This window comes from Paenibacillus sp. OSY-SE, assembly GCF_000283315.1.
Lineage (GTDB): Bacteria > Bacillota > Bacilli > Paenibacillales > Paenibacillaceae > Paenibacillus_B > Paenibacillus_B profundus.
Genome location: NZ_ALKF01000191.1, coordinates 21962 through 45101, shown reverse-complemented (window position 1 = coordinate 45101; position 23140 = coordinate 21962). Strand labels below are relative to the sequence as shown.

General features: G+C 48.1%; 17 protein-coding genes. 13 read left to right on the top strand and 4 right to left on the bottom strand.

Annotation, left to right across the window (positions count from 1 at the left end):
- Nucleotides 1-66: 66 nt before the first annotated feature.
- The 4 genes from tatC (at nt 67) to A372_RS0119690 (ending at nt 4007) form a co-directional block, all read left to right on the top strand.
- A complete protein-coding gene (gene tatC, locus A372_RS0119705; RefSeq protein WP_026011178.1) occupies nt 67-849 on the top strand; it encodes a twin-arginine translocase subunit TatC in 783 nt (260 codons plus the stop codon).
- Nucleotides 850-1249: 400 nt separating this feature from the next.
- Nucleotides 1250-1531 (top strand): co-chaperone GroES, encoded by a 282-nt coding sequence (gene groES / locus A372_RS0119700; RefSeq protein ID WP_019422615.1) that lies wholly within the window; start codon nt 1250-1252, stop codon nt 1529-1531.
- A 123-nt stretch (nt 1532-1654) separates the two neighbouring features.
- Nucleotides 1655-3283 carry a chaperonin GroEL gene (gene groL / locus A372_RS0119695; protein WP_019422614.1) on the top strand — a complete coding sequence of 543 codons (1629 nt, stop codon included), beginning with the start codon at nt 1655-1657 and terminating at the stop codon, nt 3281-3283.
- Between the two features lie 445 nt (nt 3284-3728).
- On the top strand, nt 3729-4007 hold the full coding sequence (locus tag A372_RS0119690; RefSeq protein ID WP_019422613.1) for a DUF4183 domain-containing protein: 279 nt from the start codon (nt 3729-3731) through the stop codon (nt 4005-4007).
- A gap of 138 nt (nt 4008-4145) precedes the next feature.
- On the opposite strand, the gene A372_RS0119685 is transcribed toward A372_RS0119690, so the two are convergent.
- Nucleotides 4146-4445 carry a hypothetical protein gene (locus A372_RS0119685; protein ID WP_157259622.1) on the bottom strand — a complete coding sequence of 100 codons (300 nt, stop codon included), beginning with the start codon at nt 4443-4445 and terminating at the stop codon, nt 4146-4148.
- Between the two features lie 141 nt (nt 4446-4586).
- On the opposite strand from A372_RS0119685, the gene A372_RS34330 reads away from it, so the two are divergent.
- Complete coding sequence (locus tag A372_RS34330) at nt 4587-7832, top strand: polysaccharide lyase family 8 super-sandwich domain-containing protein (protein WP_019422611.1); 3246 nt, start codon at nt 4587-4589, stop codon at nt 7830-7832.
- A gap of 107 nt (nt 7833-7939) precedes the next feature.
- Entirely contained in the window at nt 7940-8119 is a 180-nt protein-coding gene (locus A372_RS35550) for a hypothetical protein (RefSeq protein WP_019422610.1), read from the top strand.
- 114 nt (nt 8120-8233) lie between these two features.
- On the opposite strand, the gene A372_RS38730 is transcribed toward A372_RS35550, so the two are convergent.
- The gene (locus A372_RS38730; RefSeq protein WP_019422609.1) at nt 8234-8341 is read right to left on the bottom strand and encodes a DUF6254 family protein; all 108 of its coding nucleotides are present in this window, start codon (nt 8339-8341) and stop codon (nt 8234-8236) included.
- A 338-nt stretch (nt 8342-8679) separates the two neighbouring features.
- On the opposite strand from A372_RS38730, the gene mgrA reads away from it, so the two are divergent.
- Together mgrA and A372_RS0119660 are read left to right on the top strand one after the other, a co-directional pair.
- Entirely contained in the window at nt 8680-9669 is a 990-nt protein-coding gene (mgrA, locus tag A372_RS0119665) for an L-glyceraldehyde 3-phosphate reductase (RefSeq protein WP_019422608.1), read from the top strand.
- An 89-nt stretch (nt 9670-9758) separates the two neighbouring features.
- Nucleotides 9759-11453 (top strand): alpha/beta hydrolase family protein, encoded by a 1695-nt coding sequence (locus A372_RS0119660; protein ID WP_157259621.1) that lies wholly within the window; start codon nt 9759-9761, stop codon nt 11451-11453.
- Nucleotides 11454-12272: 819 nt separating this feature from the next.
- Here A372_RS0119660 and A372_RS0119650 read toward each other — a convergent pair.
- Together A372_RS0119650 and A372_RS0119645 are read right to left on the bottom strand one after the other, a co-directional pair.
- Entirely contained in the window at nt 12273-13178 is a 906-nt protein-coding gene (locus A372_RS0119650) for a transposase (RefSeq protein ID WP_019422605.1), read from the bottom strand.
- Between the two features lie 601 nt (nt 13179-13779).
- Nucleotides 13780-15531 (bottom strand): ABC transporter substrate-binding protein, encoded by a 1752-nt coding sequence (locus A372_RS0119645; RefSeq protein ID WP_019422604.1) that lies wholly within the window; start codon nt 15529-15531, stop codon nt 13780-13782.
- 115 nt (nt 15532-15646) lie between these two features.
- Here A372_RS0119645 and A372_RS0119640 point away from each other — a divergent pair, with 115 nt between their 5' ends.
- From A372_RS0119640 to A372_RS0119620, 5 genes are all read left to right on the top strand, one after another.
- A complete protein-coding gene (locus A372_RS0119640; RefSeq protein WP_019422603.1) occupies nt 15647-16177 on the top strand; it encodes a GNAT family N-acetyltransferase in 531 nt (176 codons plus the stop codon).
- A gap of 87 nt (nt 16178-16264) precedes the next feature.
- The gene (locus A372_RS0119635; RefSeq protein ID WP_019422602.1) at nt 16265-17107 is read left to right on the top strand and encodes a YitT family protein; all 843 of its coding nucleotides are present in this window, start codon (nt 16265-16267) and stop codon (nt 17105-17107) included.
- Between the two features lie 200 nt (nt 17108-17307).
- A complete protein-coding gene (locus A372_RS0119630; protein WP_019422601.1) occupies nt 17308-19104 on the top strand; it encodes a flavocytochrome c in 1797 nt (598 codons plus the stop codon).
- 238 nt (nt 19105-19342) lie between these two features.
- Entirely contained in the window at nt 19343-21076 is a 1734-nt protein-coding gene (locus tag A372_RS34325; RefSeq protein WP_019422600.1) for an S-layer homology domain-containing protein, read from the top strand.
- 200 nt (nt 21077-21276) lie between these two features.
- On the top strand, nt 21277-23109 hold the full coding sequence (locus A372_RS0119620; protein WP_019422598.1) for an adenine deaminase: 1833 nt from the start codon (nt 21277-21279) through the stop codon (nt 23107-23109).
- Nucleotides 23110-23140 lie beyond the last annotated feature (31 nt).

The window sequence follows — 23140 nt, the reverse complement described above, 5'->3', positions numbered from 1 at the left end:
CGCAGGCATGCACAGTGCTTGCGCACGCTACAACGTCATGAACAGGTTGGTGTAGGTATGTCGCAAATGACTGAAGAGACAGAAGATCAAATGACAATTGTCGAGCATATTACGGAGCTGCGCAAACGGATTCTTTATGTCGTAATCATGCTGGTCGTCGGACTCATTGGCGGATTACTGCTCGCTGACCCGATATACGATTATATGCGCAATACGGAACCGGCGAATCAATTTAATTTGCACGGATTTTCGCTATGGGATGGCATCGGCATTTACATGAAATTTGCCTTCATCGTGGCTCTTGCCATTACTCTTCCGTTTATTATGTATCAGCTATGGGCGTTCGTAAGTCCAGGGCTCAAATCGGAAGAGCGGCGAGCTGCGCTTCGTTATGTCCCGTTTGTGTTTATCCTCTTTTTGCTCGGCTTGTCGTTTGCGTATTTTGTGGTATTTCCGATGGCGTTTGAGTTTACGTCAAAAATTAACAAACATATGGAGCTGGCGGAGACGTACGGCATTACGCAGTATTTTACGTTTATGTTCAATATCCTGCTGCCGATGTCTTTGTTATTCGAGCTTCCAGTTGTCATTATGTTTCTCACGCGGATTCGACTCTTGAACCCGCTGCGCTTGCGGAAAATGCGCCGCTTTGCTTATTTTGGTTTAATTGTGCTCGGAACGATGCTGTCACCGCCAGATATTATCTCTGATATTCTCGTTTCTATCCCGTTGCTGATTTTGTATGAGGTGAGCGTATTCACTTCTTCGATAGTGTACCGCAAACAGCTGGCCGAACAGCAAGCATGGGAAGAAGAATTCGATGGTTCGTCGGATGCGACGACGGCTTGATGACAGTGAGCGCAGAACGATATATGATGAAAAGATGCAGGTTTAAAGGGATGCGGAGAGCATTTTTTTGAATCTGCATTCTTTGATCCTGAAATGAGTGAGTTCAATTGGTGACTCGTACTGCTGCTCGGACGAAGGATTTGGCTGCTGTAAAAGGGGATAAGATGCTCAAGGAGCAAGGGATGGATGGAAGTGGAAGAGCAATCTTAAAAATTTTTAACCCGCTACCCTCTTGCAATCGAAACCTAAAATCAGTATCATAGAAATTGGTTATTAGCACTAGAGGTGCTTGAGTGCTAACACATGATATCCGTTTTGTTTTTGGGAATCCGGTCCGTCGCCTTCAAGCGGCGGTGGATTCTTCACCTTATAACTTCTTCTTTAAAAGGAGGCTATTTTCATGATCAAACCTTTAGGTGAACGCGTATTGATTGAAGCAATCGCGAAGGAAGAAACTACAGCTTTCGGTATCGTATTACCGGATTCAGCTAAGGAGAAGCCGCAAGAAGGCAAAGTCATCGCGGTAGGCAATGGCGTATGGAAAGACGGCCAACGTGTGCCTTTAGATGTAAAAGAAGGCGACGTGGTTATTTTCTCCAAATACGCAGGAACAGAAATCAAATACGAAGGCAAAGAGTATTTGATTATGAAAGAAAGCGACATTCACGCAGTAATCGGCTAAGTAGCCGCATCTGCGCTAAGTTTGCTGAGTTGTCAAACATATGGATCTGACCAAGGTCAGATCACACGCACGAATCATACATGAACTAACAATAATTCGAATTGTATCGAGGAGGGTTTCACGATGGCAAAAGAAATTATGTTCTCTGAAGACGCACGTCGCGCGATGCTTCGCGGTGTAGACGCTTTGGCGAATGCCGTGAAAGTAACGCTCGGTCCTAAAGGCCGCAATGTCGTGTTGGAGAAGAAATTTGGTTCCCCGCTTATCACGAACGACGGTGTAACGATTGCGAAAGAAATCGAGTTGGAAGATGCGTTTGAGAACATGGGCGCTCAACTCGTTAAAGAAGTAGCAACGAAGACAAACGACGTAGCCGGTGACGGTACGACAACTGCAACGGTATTGGCTCAAGCGATGATTCGCGAAGGCTTGAAGAACGTTACTGCAGGCGCTAACCCTATGGTCGTGCGCAAAGGTATCGAAAAAGCTGTAAAAGCGGCTGTTGAAGACTTGAAGAAAATTGCGAAGCCAATCGAAGGCAAGCAAAGCATTGCTCAAGTTGCGGCGATTTCCGCGGACGACGAAGAAGTGGGCACTCTGATTGCGGAAGCAATGGAGAAAGTCGGCAAAGACGGCGTCATCACAGTAGAAGAATCCAAAGGCTTCAACACTGAACTTGAAGTGGTTGAAGGTATGCAATTCGACCGCGGCTACATCTCCCCGTACATGATTACAGATACGGATAAGATGGAAGCTGTATTAGAAAATGCATACATCTTGATTACGGATAAGAAAATTTCCAACATCCAAGAAATCTTGCCTGTATTGGAGAAGGTCGTTCAACAAGGCAAGCAATTGGTTATCATCGCTGAGGATGTCGAAGGCGAAGCATTGGCTACTCTCGTAGTGAACAAACTTCGCGGCACATTCACTTGCGTAGCAGTGAAAGCGCCTGGCTTCGGCGACCGTCGCAAAGCAATGCTGCAAGATATCGCTGCATTGACAGGCGGCCAAGTCATTACCGATGAGCTCGGTCTTGAGCTGAAATCGACGACTGTGGACCAATTAGGCTCCGCTCGTCAAGTACGCGTAACAAAAGAAAACACGATTATCGTTGACGGCAGCGGCAATAAATCCGACATCGATGCACGTGTGAACCAAATCCGTACGCAATTGGAAGAAACAACTTCCGAATTCGACAAAGAGAAGCTGCAAGAGCGTCTTGCTAAATTGGCAGGCGGCGTTGCAGTAATCAAAGTCGGCGCAGCTACGGAAACAGAATTGAAAGAGCGCAAGCTTCGCATTGAAGATGCTCTGAACGCAACTCGCGCAGCTGTGGAAGAAGGCATCGTTGCTGGTGGTGGTACGGCATTGATGAACGTATACCAAGCAGTATCGGCAGTTAAATCTGTTGGTGACGAGTTGACAGGCGTAAACATCGTATTGCGTGCACTGGAATCTCCGGTTCGCACGATTGCGGACAACGCGGGTCAAGAAGGCTCCGTTATCGTTGAGCGTCTGAAAAATGAAAAAGTGGGCGTAGGCTACAACGCGGCAACTGGCGAATGGGTTGATATGATTGCCCAAGGTATCGTGGACCCTGCGAAAGTAACACGCTCCGCACTGCAGCACGCAGCTTCCGTTGCAGCTATGTTCTTGACAACTGAAGCGGTTATCGCTGACAAACCGGAACAAGATAAGCCTGCAATGCCTGATATGGGCGGCATGGGTGGAATGGGCGGCATGATGTAATCCATCAGCCCCAGGTTTGATATAGCAATGATTAAAGGCTCCCATTGGGAGCCTTTTTCCTTGGAAAATCACATTTCTTTGAAAAATAGATCATCCATATAGTTTCTTGCCTTGTTGGAAGTATCCTGGAGATGCCTAATTCTCTGCAACGGTACTCTCTATTTCCAACCGTTTGACATAACGATCCTGTTCAACATACTGCTTACGCTTTCCACGTCCAATACAAGCCCGAATTCTCCTAACTGCTTGTACTTACGCATCCACTTACGATCAGAGTGTGCTTTAAGTATCCAACGGTTTTTTGTAATGAAAATGAATCATTTTACTATGTGAAATGTGAAGTATAGTGACATCTCTTAAAGTGCTTGCATTTAATATAATATGCTAGTCGTCATAAAATCGATGTTTTGTACAGCATTTAAGTATTGAATAGGAGATGTTATAAATGTCAATTATCAAACCACATATTACGGGTAAAAGATATTACTCCACTATAGGAGCTGGGACAGGAACGGGCGCCACATTTACGATTGCAGTTACAGAATTTACAGATGATGATGGTGGGGTACCACCGGCATTTCCTTCCTCATATTCCTACTACAACCTTTATATCAATGGTATGCTCCAATTAAGTAGTACTTCAACAGTAACCGTAAATTCGTTGGCAATCCCCGGGGGGGATGTGCTCGACCCTGCTATCCCAATTATTATAGAATTTTTTTAAAACATCGTAGGAATAGGATGTGGCCTTCGATAGTCGTTGAATTGCTGTGAGTTAATTTTGGACAAGGGCTGTTCTAGAGAGAGGCAACTACTCTAGGCTAGCCTTTTGCCTTAGAAATCATATTTTTAAATCGGAACATTACATGTATTTTCCGAAAAGATCCTCTACCATATCTTCATTTACTTTGAGATTACCTTGCCAAGCTGCCCAAGGCATTTCTATATCGGAACGTAATGGCATGTTCAAAGTGCGCTCTTGATTGTGCATATCTGCAAACGAAACCCATTTATGATAGGATGTCTCGATTAATCGATTGGGAAGGACTCCCCCCAGCGCCAGCGCAGTAACAATGCTTCTTCTTGCGCCGGCATCGCTTTTTGGTATAATTCGTTCAGACGTTAATCGTTTCTCATACGCTCCAGGGGTCTCCCCATCCACTGAACGGCGAAGACTATCCAGCAAAAAAATAGATGTGAAATGATGGATTGGCCTCTTGCCATTACGTTATTCTGCCGTATAATATAAACGAATGTAAGCGCTATCTTTCTGACTACTTTAAAACGGAAAGGATGAATGTTCTTGCACAATCGTCACATCAACCGTCGGAGGCGCACTGCCTGCGGACTATTCGCCTTCGCATTACTGTTTCCTTGCATTTCTGTTACCGCTTACTCGCAGACCGTTGCCGAATCCGCCGCAATCGTAGGGTCTGCTGCCGCTTCATCCTTGTATCCCGCCGCAAACGTTTATCCGAATTTACTGAATAATCCAAGCTTTGAAGAGGTGCGCACTTCGACACGGAATCGATGGAAGGACAATATTGAACCGCTGCATTGGAGCGAATGGACTCCTTCCGGTTCACCTGTCCTGTCCGTAACGGACACGGTTTACAAGGGGGAGCGAGCCATACGTGTGGATGCTGATGTGGTCAGCCGCGCTGCCGTGCTGCAGGATGTTAACGTCGAGCCAGACCGCAGCTATGCGCTGTCGTTGGCGATGAAGGCCGAAAGGGTGCGGACGGAAGTATCATACGGCGGCGTTTATGTACGGACGCAGTTCTTCGAGGCCAACGGCACCAAAGCGGGTGATGGCCCGTCTACTGTCAAGCTTAAGGGCGATACCGATTGGGAGCTCCATACATTGCCGATACGGACTCCGGGCAAAGCGACACGATTGCGGATTGAGTTGTTTCTCGAATCGGCTACAGGAAGCGCTTTTTTCGATGAAGTGCAGCTAAGACGGACTGATGAACCGGTCATCAACAGCCTGCTGCTCCAGCCGAATCCGGCTAGTGTGCGATCGGGGGAATCGATTCGCTTGACCCCAATCCGATTCCCGTCGGGAACGGAAGAAATTCCATACAAGTGGACTTCGCTTGACCCGGAGGTGGCCGAAGTGACGCAAGAAGGCGTTATCACTGGAATAAAGGAGGGAACTGCAGTGATTCGAGTGGAAACACCGAATGGCAAGGTGGAAGCCGTATCTCGGGTCCATGTGGAAACGGTTGATCGGAAGCAGGACTTCCGGAACATGCGGGACAAGTGGGTTAACCGTTTGACAGGCAACGCATTGTATCATCCCGGAGATCTCGATTTGGACAGCAAAATAGCGGAGCTGGATGCGAAAATTCGGAACGAGAGCCGATCCGGACTGTTAGATACAATGAACATGGCACCGGATCGGTTAAATTTGTGGGGAGAGGAACCTCCGGCTCATGTGTCTTCGGCGCCTTCCAGCAACATGGATAAGCTGAGAACGATGGCGGTGGCGTATCGTACGCCAGCTTCACTGTTCTACCAAAGCGATGAGCTAAGGCGAGCGATTGTCTCCGGTATGGATTTTGTCTATTCGCATCAATATAACGAACGGACCAAGACGTTTGGAAATTGGTGGGACTGGGAAATAGGCTCCGCACGCATGCTGGGAGATTTAATGGTGCTTATGCATGATGATCTGACGCCGGATCAGCTTCGCCAATATGCTGCCGCCATTGATAGGTTCGTGCCGGATCCGAAAATTAGGTTTACCGTAAACCCTGATATCGTGGAGAATGGCGCGAACTTACTTGACAAGGTGATGGTCGTCACGCTGCGCGCCATGGCTGTTGACAATAGTGCGAAGCTGCTTCAGGCGCGGAATGCGCTCGATACGGAATATCAATATGCCGCATCTGGGGATGGTGTCTATGATGACGGCTCGATTATCCAGCATGCCAATATTGCCTATACCGGAAGCTACGGCGCGGTTCTGATATCGGGCATGGCTGACGCATTCTACCTGTTCAATGGATCGGCTTGGCCGATTGAGCATGCGAATGCGGACATCGTGTACGATTGGGTGTTTGACTCCTTTGAGCCGCTCATCTATAAAGGCGCGATGATGGACATGGTGCGCGGACGCGCTATCTCGAGGGCGGCATCGGAAGACCATGTGTCCGGCCGTGCTGTTGCAATGTCGCTGCTTCGCTTGGCGGAAGGAGCGCCGGTGGAGAAACGCCAGCGCATCCGTTCCATGATCAAAGAATGGGCCTTGTCCGATACGACGCTGCAGCCTTATTTTACCGGTCTGAATATATACGAAATGAGCCTGGTAAAAAAAATGTTGTCGGATGAACACGTTGTTCCAAGAGGCGAGTTGGTTAAACATCAGTTGTTTGCCGCAATGGATAGATCCGTACATTTGCGTGAACGGTTTGCCTTCGGCATCAGTATGTTTTCCCCGCGCATTTCCGCCTTTGAATTCGGGAACGGTGAGAATGTGAAGGGCTGGTATACGGGTATCGGGATGACGTCGCTATATAACGGCGATCTGTCCCAATTCAGCGACGGATATTGGGCAACCGTTGATATGGGACGCCTGCCCGGCACAACAACAGACCATGTGCTGCCTGAACCGAAGGATTGGGCATCCTACTCTAATCCGAAGCCATGGGTGGGCGGAGCCACGCTGGACGGCATGTTCGGCACAGCCGGCATGGAATTTGCAATGAGCGCCAGCACGAAAACAGGTTTGGAGGGCAAGAAGTCATGGTTCATGTTTGATAACGAAATTGTGGCAATTGGCACTGATATTCGAAGCATAGGCAACAGAGCGGTGGAAACGATTGTGGAGAACCACAGGCTGAACGGGCAAGGCACTAACCAGATTATTGTAGACGGGAACGACATGCTGTCACAGCGGAATGGCGAAGAGATACTTGAGCGTGCTTCGTGGGCACACATGGAAGGGAATACGTCGAACTCTGACTTGGGCGTCGTATTTATAGATCCTCAGCCGATCCGCATTATAAGGGAAACGCGGATGCATTCATGGCGGGAAATAAACCGAAATCCAAATGTGCGTGACGATCTCCTGACGAGACATTACGGCAGCCTGGCCGTTCCACATGGCGTTGAACCGAAAGCGGGTTCATACCGTTATGTGCTGCTGCCGAACGCTGATCCAGAAGAGACTGCAGCGTATAGCAGAAATCCGGACATTCATATCCTTCGCCAAGATAGTCGAGTGCATGCGGTGTCCGATGGCAAGAGCGGACTAACCGGCGTTCATTTCTTTGCCCCTGCGGAGGTGGAAGGGCTGCGCGCGGAAAATCCGCTTGCATTGATGATGAAGAAGACAGATACCGGTGTCACCATAGCTCTATCCGATCCGACCCAGACACGGCAACAGCTAACTTTTTATTGGGATAAAGCGGATGATGAGCTTAAACTTGCATCATCCGATCCTTCCATTGAAGCCACTCGAATAGATAAAGGGTGGAAAATCGTCGTTCGCACAGAGGGCTCTCGTGGTAAAAGCCATACGGTTCGCTTTCAATTGCGATAGAGATATGCAATTGTGCGAAATGCCAGAAATATTCATTGATCGACTCGCTTCTCATATTATTTCCGTACACATCTCTAATTATGACAGTCAAGACGAGAAGCATTGGAATGCCAGGCGCAGGAATCAATCAGTGGCCGCTCATCATGGATCGATTGGCTCAGGCTGGATATAGCGGCCCTTTCTTGTATAAAATATGGGAAACCGACCCAGCACGTGACATTACATACATTTGGCATGATTTACAGCGGCGTTATGTGTTATATAAAGAAGCCAGTCGGGAACCATAAGCGCAACGACGGAAATGGAAGCCCCTCTTTACTTTCCGTTTATATCCGTAACGTAATAGAGGCGTTTGAGCGCATCATTAACCGATGCTCAAGCGCCTCGAATTTACTTACTCTTTACTCTTCTACAAGTTCTTTAAAGGACTTGATTTTGCCATGCGGTGGATGAGGGGTCTGCTTTCGAATTTTATTAGCATTTTCTCGGCGGTGTTTAGGAATGGACATGATTGATTATTGCCTCCTTCATAGCATAAAAGTATTGTTCTCGTTCCGCTGAATTCTGCAGCGATGCAGACGACAACTTTCCAGATATACTCCTGATCCCGACTGATCCCAACGTACCGTCAAGCTTCAGCGGACCGTGTCATTAATATGGTCTGTACGAAGCACACCTATCCCCGCCAAAGTCAGGTGTGAAAGGTCACTGGAGTGGAGAATAACCCCTTTCAACGAATCTCGAACAGACATTAACAAGTAAAGACCCAATAGATTATAATAAATAAGAATACATATCTTAATTTTTCGATACTCGCGCGTTTATGTGGGAAGGAGAGTGAGCTTGAATGGAATTCTCGGCAGATTCTAAGCGTTATGACTCCATGATATACAATCGCTGCGGCCGATCGGGCCTAAAGCTTCCGGCGATTTCGCTTGGATTATGGCATAACTTTGGGGGCGTTGATTCAACAGAGAACGGCCGAGCGATGCTAAGACGAGCATTTGATCTGGGGATTACGCATTTTGATTTAGCGAACAATTACGGCCCTCCTCCGGGATCGGCTGAAGAAATGTTCGGCAAGATGATGAAGCAAGATTTTCTCCCTTATCGCGATCAGATGGTCATCTCCACGAAAGCGGGCTATTACATGTGGGAAGGACCATACGGAGAGTGGGGTTCTAAAAAATATCTCGTAGCCAGTTTGGATCAGAGCTTGAAGCGTATGGGACTGGATTATGTAGATGTTTTTTACTCTCATCGTCCAGATCCTAACACGCCGCTGGAAGAGACGATGGCGGCTTTGGATTTAGTCGTGCGTCAAGGTAAAGCCTTATATGTGGGAATTTCATCGTATGATGCTGAGCAGTCAAATGAAGCAATCCGTATTCTGAAAGAACTAGGCACGCCGCTCCTGATTCATCAACCTTCTTATTCGATGCTCAATCGATGGATTGAAGATGGTTTGCAGGACGTTCTAGACGAGCATGGCGTCGGCAGCATCGCGTTCTGTCCGCTGCAGCAAGGCTTGCTGACGAATCGTTACTTGAACGGCATTCCGGAAGATTCACGCGCGAAGAAGTCAAGCGGATTCTTACAAGAACGAGAAGTTTCAGAGGATGTCATTATAAAGGTGCGTATGCTGCACGAGATCGCAAGCAGCAGAGGACAATCGTTGGCTCAGATGGCGCTTGCCTGGGTGCTTCACGGCGGACGTGTCACATCTGCATTAATCGGTGCCAGCCGCATCAGCCAAATTGAGGAGAATGTTAAAGCATTGGATAATCTCGCCTTTGCGGAAGAAGAATTAGCAGAGATTGAACGAATATTAGGCTGAAAACGTAATAACGTAATATAGGAGGCTAGTTATTAGCCGAATCTAAAAACCCTACATGAAAAAACATAAGAGAGATAAGGGGAAGAGGCATGAACAAATCAGTATGGAGATGGATGATGAGCGCTTGCTTGTTGTTCGGAAGCATGGCACCAGCAGCGTTGGCGGTGGAAGAAACTCCAGCCATTGAAAAACTTGGGGAACAAGAAAGTGCCACGATGGTGCCGTTAAGACAAGCAGTTGAATCTATCGGGGCTTATGTGAAATGGAATTCGGAAGATAAGACCGCCAAAGTCACTTATGGTGAACTTGTGTGGACGGTTCGCTTGAATGAAGATCGATCAGATGTGAATGGCCAGGAATTAAAGCTTGCGGCTAAAGCTGAATTCGGTACGGAAGCGCAGGGCGCTTTAGTAGTGCCATGGGATTCGGTTAAAAAGGGACTGCAGTTAAATGCGAAGTGGGTTAACGATTCAGTCGTTCCAGATGCTTCGGATTGGAAAACACGCGCCTCCCAGTTCGTCGTACAGTGGGGAAAATTGGCCGCACAGCCGCAGGCGGAAGCGCAATTGCAAAAATTAATTACGCCGGAGCTGCGTGAAGCAACGAAGCAGATGTCGCTGTCTTTAAATACGAAGCTGCTTACCGGTATGTTCGGTTTACCGACCCAATTTGAGAATGCGGCCATGCAAGACAACGGGGTGCATCAAAACGTAAGTATCTTGTTCAAGACGGATAAAGGGCAGTTGTTGCCACTGGAACTCCGTTATAACGATCAAGGACTCGTCGATGAGCTTTTCTTCAGTGCGGTCGGATCCGGCGGCTATCAAGCTCCAGCATATGATAATGCGAGTGCTTATAAAGAAGAAAACATCGTCATCGGCGAAGGCCAGTTCAAGCTGCCAGGAACATTGACGGTGCCTGCAAATGGCGAAAGTGCATTTCCGGTAGTTGTATTGGTGCATGGCTCTGGGCAGAATGACCGTGATGAATCGATCGGCGCGGGCAAGATGTTCCGAGATATGGCTGTCGGTTTGGCTGAGCAGGGCATTGCGACGATCCGCTATGAAAAGCGTACGCGCGAATATCCGTTCCAAGCGACGGCTATGCCGAAGTTTACAGTCAAGGAAGAGACGCTTGACGATGCGCTCGAAGCAGTCAAATGGGCGGGACAAGATGAGCGTTTGAATAAAGAGCGTGTATATGTGTTGGGCCACAGTCAAGGCGGCATGCTCGTGCCTCGGATGCTTGCGCAAGACAGCGCAAAATCGATTCGCGGCGGCATTATCGCTGCAGGTCCGTCCGGTCCTCTCGAGGACTTGATACTGACCCAAATGGAAGGGCAGTTGAAACGCGCGAAGGAAGCGGGTCAGCCAGAGCAGGTCACCGCCCAGATTGAGGCGCAAGTGAATATGTGGAAACAACAACTGCAAGTCATTAAGAACGAGAAATACACGGCAGATAATTACCCGCAAGATTTGCAGCTGGCGATGGCATCCTGGTGGTTCGATTTCCGCAATAACTATGGCGGGGAAATCGCTAAGGATCAGAAGATTCCGCTCTTCATTATTCAAGGCGACAATGATGTTCAAGTCGGTAAAGAGCATCTTGATGGTTGGAAGGAAGCGCTGAAGAACCGTAAGGATGTGGAATTCAAGCTTTATCCGAAGCTGAACCACATTTTTGTCCCGTCGGATAAGCCTTCCACCGGAGAAGAATATGTTGTTCCGGGGAATGTGCCGCTTGATGTCGTCAATGACGTAGCGAAATGGGTTAAATCCCATTAATATGAGGCGATATGCACTGATATAAGCTGAATTAGAAGTAATTATGAAACGACAATAGAGTGAACTTGGAAGTGCACGGTCTTGGGCTGTGCACTTTTTTAGCAACCATAACAGGGTGAAGCGAGCGAGTAGCTTTAAGATTCAATTGCTTAGTTCCACTATCCCTTCGGTTCAGATGAAAATAAAAGCAAAAGCCGCTACCCTATTACAATATGAAGATATTGAATTAAGGTCGTGCATAGTACAAAAGCATAATTTTAATTACGAGTTAATATTGCGTTCATAGCAGGATTCTTGTTATAGACCTTAGCTTCAATATCCCCTTAGTTCAGAAACTACATAAGTTTGAAACAGGACGATACGAGTGCGTGATTTTGGGAATACTTTTTCATCTTCAATGAGCAAGACCAGATGCGTTATGCGTCAGGAGATAATGAATATTCAGAAAAAGTTTTTCGACACGAAGTTAGATAAGCAGTTGCAGCAGGGACAAGCAAAAAGTACAGCCAGAACGCCCCCACAGCCACAGCTAAGAACGAAGAAAAAAAGTACAGCCAGAACGCCCCCACAGCCACAGCTAAGAACGAAGCAAAAAGTATAGCCAGAACGCCCCCAAGCTACAGATAAGCTCAAAGCAAAAAGCACAGTCAGAACGCTCAAACAGTCACTGCTGGAACAGAGCGTAAAGCAACAGCCAGAACGATGAAAATTAATTCACAGCATGAAGGGGCAAATATAGATGAAAATAGAATGAAAAAATGATGTGTGAGCATGTATCGGACTTACGTTTCGAGCAAGGTGCGGTGCAAACAACTTTGGTCATGCTGCTGTCGGTGCGCCTGAAATAGAGGTCTTATCATATAGGGTGCAAGTCGAGGCAGGTGAAAACACCGCCACGCATAAGCACAATAGTTGCTCCCAAGCGGACGTATGATGGAGAGAGGTATTGAAGCGAAAGCAAAATTCATCCAGATATGTCTGAAGATATTTGGCCCCTATCCCGTGAAAGGTATCGTTCATCCAGCGCCATGCGCATTTGAAGGATTGATATAAGGGGCTGTTGCGGCGAATCCGAAAATTGTGTCGGATGATGGATGTCTCGGTAGCAGTCTTGGCAACATGCAGGTTGGCGAATTGTTCGCAATCGGAATGAAGAAGCAAGCCATCGGAGAGGCGAGTTGGCTCCACAAGCTTCATCTTGAGTTCGCCCACTTCTCCGTCTAGCGTGACAGATTCGGCAACGATCAGAGGGGATTCCCCCGGGTTGAGTTGTCTTGAAGGATGGCGGGCATAGAAGGTTACGAAGCCATGAACCTCCCCTGTCAGCGGCCGATTGGTGTCGGCGAGACTAATCGCGGCTCGGATCTTGTGAAGCATCAACCAAGCGGTCTTGTATGTAACCTCGATAATCAAGCTAAGCCGGACGGCGTTGATGCCGATATCGGAACGGGAGACAAGCCAGAATGCAGTGAGCCACTTCTGCAAAGATGTGCGGCTGCCTTCCATGATCGTGCCGGCGATAAGCGATGTCTGATGGCGGCAGGCACGGCACTCATACAGAGGAAGCCTGCGTGTCCGGATAATGTAGGCATGGGCATGTTGACAGCGTGGGCAGACAAAACCATGTGGCCATTTCAACTTATATAGAAAAGAGACGCAAGAAGATTCGGTATGAAACTGACGCTGCAAGTCTTCCAACGTAGCGATAGATTGCAAGGCTTCCACCTAAAATATCCTCCTCGTAGCTGTATTTCTAAATCTAATCATAGAACGAATGTTCTTATATCCATTATAAGAAACATATGTTCGTAATTCAAGTTGGTTTTCTAATTACATGAAATTTATTTATTTGCAGAGCAACGTTATGCTGTTCTGAAGGGAGGGGAGAGTGATACAAAGGTTCGATTGAGCAGACCTTCCTTATGGAAGGGTTAAGTGACGCTAAGGTTCGAATGAGCAGACCCTCCTCATGGAAGGGTTAAGTGACGCTAAGGTTCGAATGAGCAGACCTTCCTCATGGAAGGATTAAGTGACGCTAAGGTTCAGGCGAATCATATTTTCTGATGGAAAGGGAGAGTGGCGCATAGGATTGAGCTACATATAATCTTCTGGTGAAGCGGCGTAAAACGTAATGAGGCTAAAGATTACATTGGTCAAAATGTACTCTATAAGTCGGAGAAGACCGAAAGCAGCATCTTCGGTCTCTATTTCAGTCTTTTTACTATGGAAATGCATCTATATATGATGAAGCTGTTCATCAGTTGTTATGACAGTCCATGACAGCCGCATGTTATTTGTTTAATATTGTGCTTGATGCGGCATGGCATTATCCCGGCGTATCTGCATCATATGACGGGCGTATCCACAGCTTTTTTAAGTCAACGAATGTGAATGTATCGTATTGGATATGCTGAAGCATCGGATCGAACGTGCGTTGATGAAGCGGGTGATGCATAAATACGATGAGCATCTCCTTGTGCATGTACTGGACGACTTCATCAATGAGCTGCTCTCGTTCAGCGGCAGGAGCGAGCTTCATTTTTTTTAGCTTTTTATCTATGCTGGTCATATGATTGTCTGCGATAAATCTTCTGAAAGCGAGCGCATCATTGTAAAAAGCGCCCAAAAACGAAAGGTGCGGATCAAGCGAGGACACCTCTCCGGAAAATATTATATGAATGTCCTCATCCATGGAGCGGTCATACAGCTCATTGAAAGAGTAGGGATGGAGCATCATGTTCAAGCCGATTCGTGCGGCCTGCTGCTGAAACCAGACTGCCTCCGCCCATGCTTCTGGCAAATCCAATGTGTACACGTGCAGTGTCTCTCCGTTGTAGCAGCTATTCTGGAGCCATTGCTTTGCAGTCCCTAAGCTTCGTTTTATAGGCTTGCTCTTCCAAGGGAAGAAGTGAGATGCATGCACCAGTCCACTTCTGTCCAAATCCCGCCACATCTCATCCATCGCAAACAGCTCGTTGATAGCCAGCCGGAGCTCTCGATCTCTCATCAAGGGGACATGCTTCGTATTAAACATGACGAAACGAAAGCCATGCTCTACGCGATTTTCCTGCAACGCCGGTCCAGGCTGTCCGTCATCCATGGTGATGCGATACGCAATCAGTTGCGCTTTTTCCGGAGGTACCTTCCAAAATTGGACGGCATCGATAAAAGGCCGTTCTTTAAAGTAATCGTCGAACGCTTCCAAGACCACTTTGCTTTCTGTGCATTCCGTTATTTTGTAGGCGCCCGTTCCTATGAAATGTTTGTCTTGTATCGGAGCATCCGCTGGTACAATCGTCATCGGCGCTGACGCCAAGTAACGCCCGAACAAAGGATTGGATTGACGAAGATTGATTCGGACCATGAGCGGGGACAAGCAGTGAATCCAAGCGATATCCTCCGCAAGCCATCGATTCGCGCAAGATGCTTGCTGCAGCCGCTCTAAGCTGTATTTTACATCGGCACTCGTCAATGTACGGTGATGATGGAATAGGATTCGTTTTCTCAAAAAGATCGTCCATATTTCATAGCGATCATCCGCTTCCCATGCGATGGCCAGATGAGGAAGAAGTTCGTCCTTGTCCGCATCATATTGCAGCAGGGTGTCGCCAATCAAAGAAACGAGCATCTGATCGAACGTAATCGATGAACGCGCTGGATCGATGGCCGTCACGGGCTGCGTTATGATGGCGTGCAATACATCAGTGGCAGGGTCAGACGTCTGCAGCCCTAATTGCTCCTGTATGGGCTTGCGCAAATCGTCTATCCATTGCTGAGGAAAGGGGAGCTGTAATACATGCATTAGCCGCTTCAAATCTTTTTCATTTAGATATTGCCGGATTACGGTATGCAGTTCCTTGCGAAAATCGGTGAAAAACTGAACCTCCGAACGATTACCCCTGCCACGGCCAGGAGTGTAGGAACAGTAACGCTGTTCCGTCAGTTTTTTTAATTTACGTTTTGCGTTTTTGACGCTGCAGCGCCAGATGGTTGCCAGCTCGTGCAGCAGGAATGCTGCTTTGCGCTCGACTTCCCGATCATATAAATAGGCGCGGAACTCCAAGTATTCCAGTATCATTGGCTCACCTCCTAAAAGGGGACACTTAAACATGGATTATACCCTTTTTTCCTCTTTTGACAAAGCGGATAATGAGAATGTCCACTTCAGGCAAATAACGATAGGAGGTAGCATAATGTTTGCAACGAACCGAATCAAGCTAAGGAAAATGACTGAACAAGACATTGCTGTTTACCACAAGTGGAGAAATACGATCGGCGTGATGGAGTCGACAAGCCCTGCCCTAGACATCTATTCAATGGAGGAAACCGGGAGCTTCGTTCAACATGTCATTCTTGGCTCCACCCATTCAAAAACGTATTTCATAATGGACTCTGCTTCCGATCAGCCTATCGGAATTACTTCGCTCATTTCCATTGATTTTAAAAATAGGAACGCCGAACTGATTATCGACATTGGTGAACCGGATTATTGGGGGAAGGGATACGGACAAGAAGCGCTTGGTCTTTTGCTTCGTTATGCCTTCATGGAATTGAACTTGCACCGCATCTCGCTAAGGGTGTTTGATTTCAATACGAGGGCGCTTAAGCTGTATGAGAAGCTGGGCTTCCAGCAGGAAGGGATGTCCAGAGAAGCTTTGTTCCGCAATGGCGCATGGCACCATATTATTCATATGGGATTGCTGCAATCGGAATATAGCGAGTAAAGCGTCGAACCTCTCACGCCGAATAATACCGAATCTTCCCTATAGTGGTTCATATCGTGTACAATGGCATGTGGGAGGCTTATCAAGATGAAAAAACTTCTTAGGGACATTGCGTTAGTAGCGCTAGGTTCACTTATTTTTGCACTCGGCATTAATTATTTTGCCATTCCAAACCGGCTGTCGGAGGGCGGAATCATCGGCATAACTGTGGTGACGCACTATTTGTTCGAATGGTCGCCTGGAATCGTTAACTTTATTTTAAACAGTATTTTACTTGCAATCGGCTATCGTTTTTTTGACAAGCAAACGGTCATATATACCGTCATCAGCATCGTGTTAACCTCGTTGTTTTTGCATGTCACCGAACAAATCGGGGTGCAGATTAACGATGACACGCTATTGGCAGCTCTGTTTGCGGGATTGCTGGTAGGCATCGGTCTCGGCCTCATATTCCGTGCTGGAGGCACTTCGGGCGGTTCCGCAATATTGGCCCGATTGGCGAATGAGTATTTGGGCTGGAGTGTCGGCAAAGGGATGCTCATTATCGACATCGTCGTCATTGCAGGCTCGATATTCATCATCGGTCAAGAGAAAGCGATGTACACATTAATTGCCGTGTATGTCGGCGCGAAAGTTATCGACTTCATGATTGAAGGTCTGGATGAGCGGGTAGCGGTTCTCATCATCTCAGAAAAGCCGAATGAAATTTTACAAAAGGTGACGACAGCAATGTCGCGCGGATTGACGGTGTTAGAAGGACGAGGAGGATATACAGGTTCCAACAAAGAACTGCTGTATATCGTCATTAATAAGCAGGAGCTCGTTCAACTGAAAAAAATCATTTGCGAACTGGATGATCATGCTTATGTAACCGTCCATAACGTTCATGAGTTCATTGGCAAAGGGTATAAAGCGAGTCAGGTGTCATGAGCAAGTCTTTGCTATGATCTCATAGCATCTAGAGGGAGGGTCAGGGTCGACCCTCTTTTTTTATGGATAACATTTTAAAGTTAGTGAAAGTGATAACTTTCACTTTTAAATAAAAAAAACTGTGCTACTATAATTATTGTATTGTGCACAGTATTGTTTCGCTGCGAGACTAGAGCATATTAGACAAGGGGTTAAACAACATGAAGAGTATTCAGAAAGCGGGTAGCATTCTGCTCATCCTATGTTTAGTCGTGATGTTGGCTGCATGTGGTGATGGAAACAAGGATGTTCAAGGCGCTGACAAAGGAACGGAACAGGGGACGACAGTCACTTCTATCGGAGAAGGCGATGGAAAACACGGTGCAATTAAGGTAGAAGTATCATTTGAGAACAATGAGATTAAGGATATTAAAGTGCTCGAACAGAAGGAAAACGAAGTATTGGCCGAGCCTGTTTATAAAGAACTGAAGGATACGATGATCGCATCGAATAGCGCGGATGCAGATGCGATCAGCGGTTCGACCATGACAAGCCAAGGTTTCATTGATGCGGTAAAGGATGCGGTGGCGAAGGCTGGGTTGACGCTCGTCGCGAAGAAGGCGGAAGGAAACAGCCAATCGGAGGAGCCTGCAGAACAGACGTATGATGTCGTCGTTATCGGCGCAGGCGGTGCCGGATTCAGCGCAGCATTGGAAGCGAAGCAAGCGGGGGCTTCGGTCGTTCTGCTTGAAAAAATGCCAAGCGTAGGCGGCAATACGCTCATCTCCGGTGGCGAGATGAACGCGGCCAATACGTGGGTACAGAAAAATCTCGGCATTGAAGACAGTGTAGACTTGTTCGTGAAAGACACGCTCAAAGGCGGAGACGATATAGGCGATCCGGAAATGGTCCGCGTGCTTGCTGAGAATGCAACTGCTGCTGCCGAATGGCTGAAGGATGAAATAAAGGTCAATTTCCTGGAGGATCACTTGTTCCAATTCGGTGGACATTCCGTAAAGCGTGCGCTTATTCCGGAAGGACATACGGGCGCTGAGCTCATTACGAAGCTGAAAAAGCATATGGATGAAGCCGGTGTCATTCTGAAGACGAACACGAAGGCGGACAAATTGATTACTGATGAAAGTGGAAAAGTCGTAGGAGTCGAGGCAACAGGAGCCAAGGGCAACACCATCACGTTCCATGCCAACAAAGGCGTCATCATCGCTGCGGGCGGCTTCGGATCCAACGTCGAAATGAGAAAGCAATACAATCCAGAATACGATGAAAAATATATGACGACCGACGCACCGGGAACGACTGGCGACGGTATTGTCATGGCGCAGACTGCAGGTGCTGCGGTTACAAATATGGAAAGCATCCAGACTTATCCGGTATGCAATCCGAAGACGGGCGTTATCTCGCTTGTTGCGGACAGCCGCTTTGACGGGGCAATTCTGGTAAACCAGAGTGGTAAACGCTTCGTCGAAGAGCTGGAGCGTCGTGACGTAATCTCGAAAGGGATTCTCGCGCAAGAAGGCGGTTACGCTTATCAGTTATGGAACCAATCCATTGCAGATATTGGCAAGACGATCGAAGTTCATCAGGATGAGTACGATATGCTTGTCAAAGACGGTCTGTTGCATAAAGCAGACACGTTGGAAGAAGCGGCCAAATTTTTCAGCATCGACCCGAAAGCGCTGCAGGCGACAGTTGATCGCGTCAATCAGTTCGCCAAGGCAGGGAAAGACGATGACTTTAACCATCGCGCAGGCTTGAAGGATATGAGTCAAGGACCTTATTACATTCAAAAAGCAGTGCCTTCTGTTCACCATACAATGGGTGGACTCGTGATTAATAAGACGACAGAGGTATTGAATGAGAAAGGCCAGCCAATTCCGGGCTTATACGCCGCCGGTGAAGTGACTGGCGTCATTCACGGCAAGAACCGACTTGGCGGAAATGCGATTGCCGATGTTATTACATTCGGTCGCATTGCCGGTCAGCAAGTCGCAAAATAAATAGTATAGTAAGGGAAGCCGTGGCTAAAGCTGCGGCTTTTTTTAATTAAGCTTGCACTTTTACAGTACGAATTGGAGAGCATGCGTGATGTTTTTGTCGAAGAATAGAGGAAAATGCAGGGTGGAGGCGAATTGATGTATCTGTAAAGAAATAATTATTTGGCTGGGCGGTATGGTCATGTGATGATTTCAGATTAGATTTCGTAATTGCTGGACATATATATTGGGGGTTACCCGTATGAAGTTGCATGTGAAGACACTGCTGGTCATTACCGTTTGTATGTCACTGTTATGGAGCGGCGGTAGCGAGGCCCATGCTGCCCCGCACCGTGTACAAGAGAAGACGGTCAATCGAACCAAGCAGGAAATTATAAATAAATGGCTGCAGTACAAGCCGATGGGCACGAGCTTTCAGTATATGAAGACAGCGGATATTTACGAGGTGGAGCCGCAGACAAGCACACCATTTGCACCGGGCAGGTTGAAGGCGGAATATGTATTGGACGGAGTGAACGCGACGAATTTCGTACGTTACTTGGCTGGGCTGCCAGATGATGTTGAGCCGGACTGGGGATTGCACACTCAACAGCAGGCAGCTGCGCTGGTCAATGCTGTCAACGACCGCCTGACTCATTATCCGACACACCCAGACGGCATGGAGGATGTATTATTCAAGCTCGGCAATGAAGGGACGCGGACGAGCAATTTATCGATGGGCAGACCGACCTTCTATAGCAGCATCATCCATGGTTATATGTCCGACAGCAGCCCGGGTAATATTGACCGGGTAGGACATCGACGCTGGATTTTGAACCCGGCTATGAAAAAGACGATGTTTGGAATCGCATATTCAATAGAAGGAGTCCCTTATTCTTCGATGTATGCGATCAATAAGGAGCGCGCGGAAGAAGTGAAATACGATTACATAAGCTGGCCTGCCCAAGGCTACTTTCCGGAAGAGATATTTGCGCCTGACGATCCTTGGTCTGTCTCCTTTAACGTCGATAGATATGATCGAACCCGAACGGAGCACATCCAGGTTGCTTTGACAAGAACGAGGGACGGGAAGCAATGGGTTTTCGATAGTGAGGATAAGAATAAGAACGGGAAATATTTTAATGTAGAAACAGGTCACTACGGGGTACCGTTCAGCATCATCTTTAGACCGGATGGCATAGAACGGTTTCATAAAGATGATGCTTTTCATGTAAAAGTGAGCGGAGTATACGACAAAGCAGGCAAAGCCGTTGACATCGAATATGATACAGTCTTTTTCGATATGATTCCTGAAGTAACATTAAGGGCGTCATCGCTTCGTCTTGCGACGGGGGAAACAATAAAGCTCAATTATCGAACGACGTCCACTCATCTGCAGGCTGCGAATGTCCAATTCAAAATCGCTGATCCAGAGGTCGCCGCAGTGGATGCGGAAGGGTATATTACGGGGAAAAAGTCTGGCCAAACGCTGTTAGGTGTCGAAAATTATTTCCAAAACTACGACACGATATTGATTGATGTCGAGCAGCCGAGCAGCGATGACAACGTCAGTTCGTGGGCCGTGACCGACTATCAGAAAGCGAAGAGCAATGGCATCGTTCCGTATCAATATGACCAATCGTATCAGACGCCCATCACGAGGATTGGCTTTACTGAGTTGGCTGTGCGACTATGCGAAAATATTTTAGGAAAATCGCTTGCCGAGGGGCAATCGCCCTTTAAAGATATAAGCAGTATAGAAATATCAAAGGCATACGCCAATGAGCTAATCAGCGGAACAACCACGGATACGTTCTCGCCATGGGACAACATTACACGCCAGCAGGCCGCGACACTGGTCCTTAATTTGCATACGGCATTAACGGAACGAACCGGAAGCGGCTCGCCCGACATCAACACGGCAAAGATAACATTTGCTGACGATGCAAATATTGCGCCATGGGCGAAGGACAACGTGTATAAGGCGGGCGGTTAGCTTATCGCTATTGACTGGAGTGGGTGAGCAGAAGTTTGATCCTGACGGATTGCTTACATACGAGCAGACATTTGTAATGTTACAGAAGCTGTTCGACATGTTTGTGGAACAATAGCTATTGTATTGTTGTGCACAGACTCCCTACCCAAGCAATATATACATGATTCACTTTACTCAACAACGAGGAGGACTACACTACCATGGAATCACCACAACGTTTTGCCAGACCGCATCTTGCTGATTGTGTGCCTGACCTGGTCGCAACCGCGCGCGGAGATAAGAAGGCTACACTCGTTATTCAACATGCAAAATTGGTCAATGTTTGTTCCGGGGAAATTCAGGACGATATGTCCATCGGTGTGCAAGGAACACGCATTGCTTTCGTAGGTAAGGATGCGAGCCATATGATTGGAGACGACACGAAGGTAATCGATGCGGGCGGACGTTATGTCGCACCTGGATTGCTGGACGGTCATTGTCATATCGAGAGCAGTCAGATCACTCCGACGCAATTCGCGAGAGCGGTGCTCGTCAAGGGGACGACTGGCGGGTTCTTTGATGCCCATGAAATTACGAACGTGCTCGGGTTGCCCGGCCTGCGGCTTATGCTCGACGAAGCGAGAGAAACACCGCTGGCGGCGTATATGCAAGTTGCTTCCTGCGTGCCGTCGACGGGACCGGAGCTGGAGACGAGCGGAGCGTCGATAGGTCCAGAGGAAGTGGCGGAAGCTTTCACATGGGGACCTGATATGATTGCACTGGGCGAAGTGATGAATTTCCCGGGCGTCGTGTTCAGCGATGAGAAAATGATCGGGGAAATCCAAGCGACCTTGCGTGCGGGGAGAGTCGCCGACGGACATTATACATGGCCGGTTGACGATTGGAGAATATCCGCCTATGCGGCTAGCGGCATTTCCGGCTGTCATGAGAGCGTCAAGGCGGAGGATGTCATCGAGCGCGTGCGCCGGGGCATCTATGCTAAGATGAGACGCGGCTCGGCATGGCATGATGTGGCCGAATCGATTAAGGCTCATACCGATCACGGTATCGATACACGCCGCATGATCCTGGTGACGGATGACCGCAGCCCTGAATCGCTGGTGGATGAAGGCCACATGGACTTTGTCGTGCGTCACGCGATCGCGCAAGGCGTCCGTCCAGTAACGGCGTTCCAAATGGCAACGATCAACACGGCAGAGCGCTTCGGTGTTGCCCGTGATGTCGGAACGATTACCCCTGCTTCGTGCGCCGACATCATTATGCTGGATGGTAATCTGGCGGATGTCAATGTCGTCATGACGATTGCTGCCGGACAAGTCGTGGCGGAGAAAGGCCGCATGGTCGTTGAGCTGCCGGAATTTGAGTATCCGGAAGAAGCGATCCGTTCGGTTCACCTTACTCGGGAAGTGTCTCCGGAAGATTTCGTCATCCAAGCGCCAGTGCAATCGGGAGAGCGGACGGCAAGAGCGATTCAAGTGCGGGAGAACCACGTTGATACGAAGGAGCAGCTCGTATCCGTACGCATTGAGGACGGCAGCGTTGCGCTGAGTGTGGAAGATGGCTTGTGCAAAATCGCAGTCATCGAGCGCCATAAAGGCACAGGCAATCAAGCGCTTGGCCTCGTGTCCGACGTCGGCTTCAACGTGCCGGCGGCGATTGCGACGACAGTCGCTCACGATTGCCACAATTTGATGGTAATCGGGAACTCGGATTCGTTGATGGCACAAGCGGCCAATGCCGTAGCCGATATGCAAGGCGGTATCGCCGTCGTGACAGCGGACAAGATCGTCAAGCTGCCGCTTCCGGTAGCGGGGCTGATGTCGAACGCGCCGTTCGAAGAGGTTGCCGAGCAGTCTCGCGCTATCAGCGAGGCTTTGTATGAAGCTGGCTGCACGATGAACTATGCGTTCATGACGCTGTCATTGCTTGCGCTAATCGTCGTTCCCGAGCTGAGGCTGTCTGATATAGGGCTTATCAAGACGACGGAGCAAGGGTTCGTCGAAGTGCCACTGTTTGTGGAAGATGAGCGATAATTATTCGGTTATGATCGAATTGAGTTGAATT

Coding starts and splice junctions, on each gene's coding strand:
- tatC (WP_026011178.1), top strand. CDS start 67: ATGACTGAAGAGACAGAAGATCAAATGACAATTGTCGAGCATATTACG.
- mgrA (WP_019422608.1), top strand. CDS start 8,680: ATGGAATTCTCGGCAGATTCTAAGCGTTATGACTCCATGATATACAAT.
- A372_RS0119640 (WP_019422603.1), top strand. CDS start 15,647: ATGTTTGCAACGAACCGAATCAAGCTAAGGAAAATGACTGAACAAGAC.
- A372_RS0119645 (WP_019422604.1), bottom strand. CDS start 15,531: ATGATACTGGAATACTTGGAGTTCCGCGCCTATTTATATGATCGGGAA.
- A372_RS38730 (WP_019422609.1), bottom strand. CDS start 8,341: ATGTCCATTCCTAAACACCGCCGAGAAAATGCTAATAAAATTCGAAAG.
- groL (WP_019422614.1), top strand. CDS start 1,655: ATGGCAAAAGAAATTATGTTCTCTGAAGACGCACGTCGCGCGATGCTT.
- A372_RS34325 (WP_019422600.1), top strand. CDS start 19,343: ATGAAGTTGCATGTGAAGACACTGCTGGTCATTACCGTTTGTATGTCA.
- groES (WP_019422615.1), top strand. CDS start 1,250: ATGATCAAACCTTTAGGTGAACGCGTATTGATTGAAGCAATCGCGAAG.
- A372_RS0119660 (WP_157259621.1), top strand. CDS start 9,759: ATGAACAAATCAGTATGGAGATGGATGATGAGCGCTTGCTTGTTGTTC.
- A372_RS35550 (WP_019422610.1), top strand. CDS start 7,940: ATGCCAGGCGCAGGAATCAATCAGTGGCCGCTCATCATGGATCGATTG.
- A372_RS0119635 (WP_019422602.1), top strand. CDS start 16,265: ATGAAAAAACTTCTTAGGGACATTGCGTTAGTAGCGCTAGGTTCACTT.
- A372_RS0119620 (WP_019422598.1), top strand. CDS start 21,277: ATGGAATCACCACAACGTTTTGCCAGACCGCATCTTGCTGATTGTGTG.
- A372_RS0119690 (WP_019422613.1), top strand. CDS start 3,729: ATGTCAATTATCAAACCACATATTACGGGTAAAAGATATTACTCCACT.
- A372_RS0119630 (WP_019422601.1), top strand. CDS start 17,308: ATGAAGAGTATTCAGAAAGCGGGTAGCATTCTGCTCATCCTATGTTTA.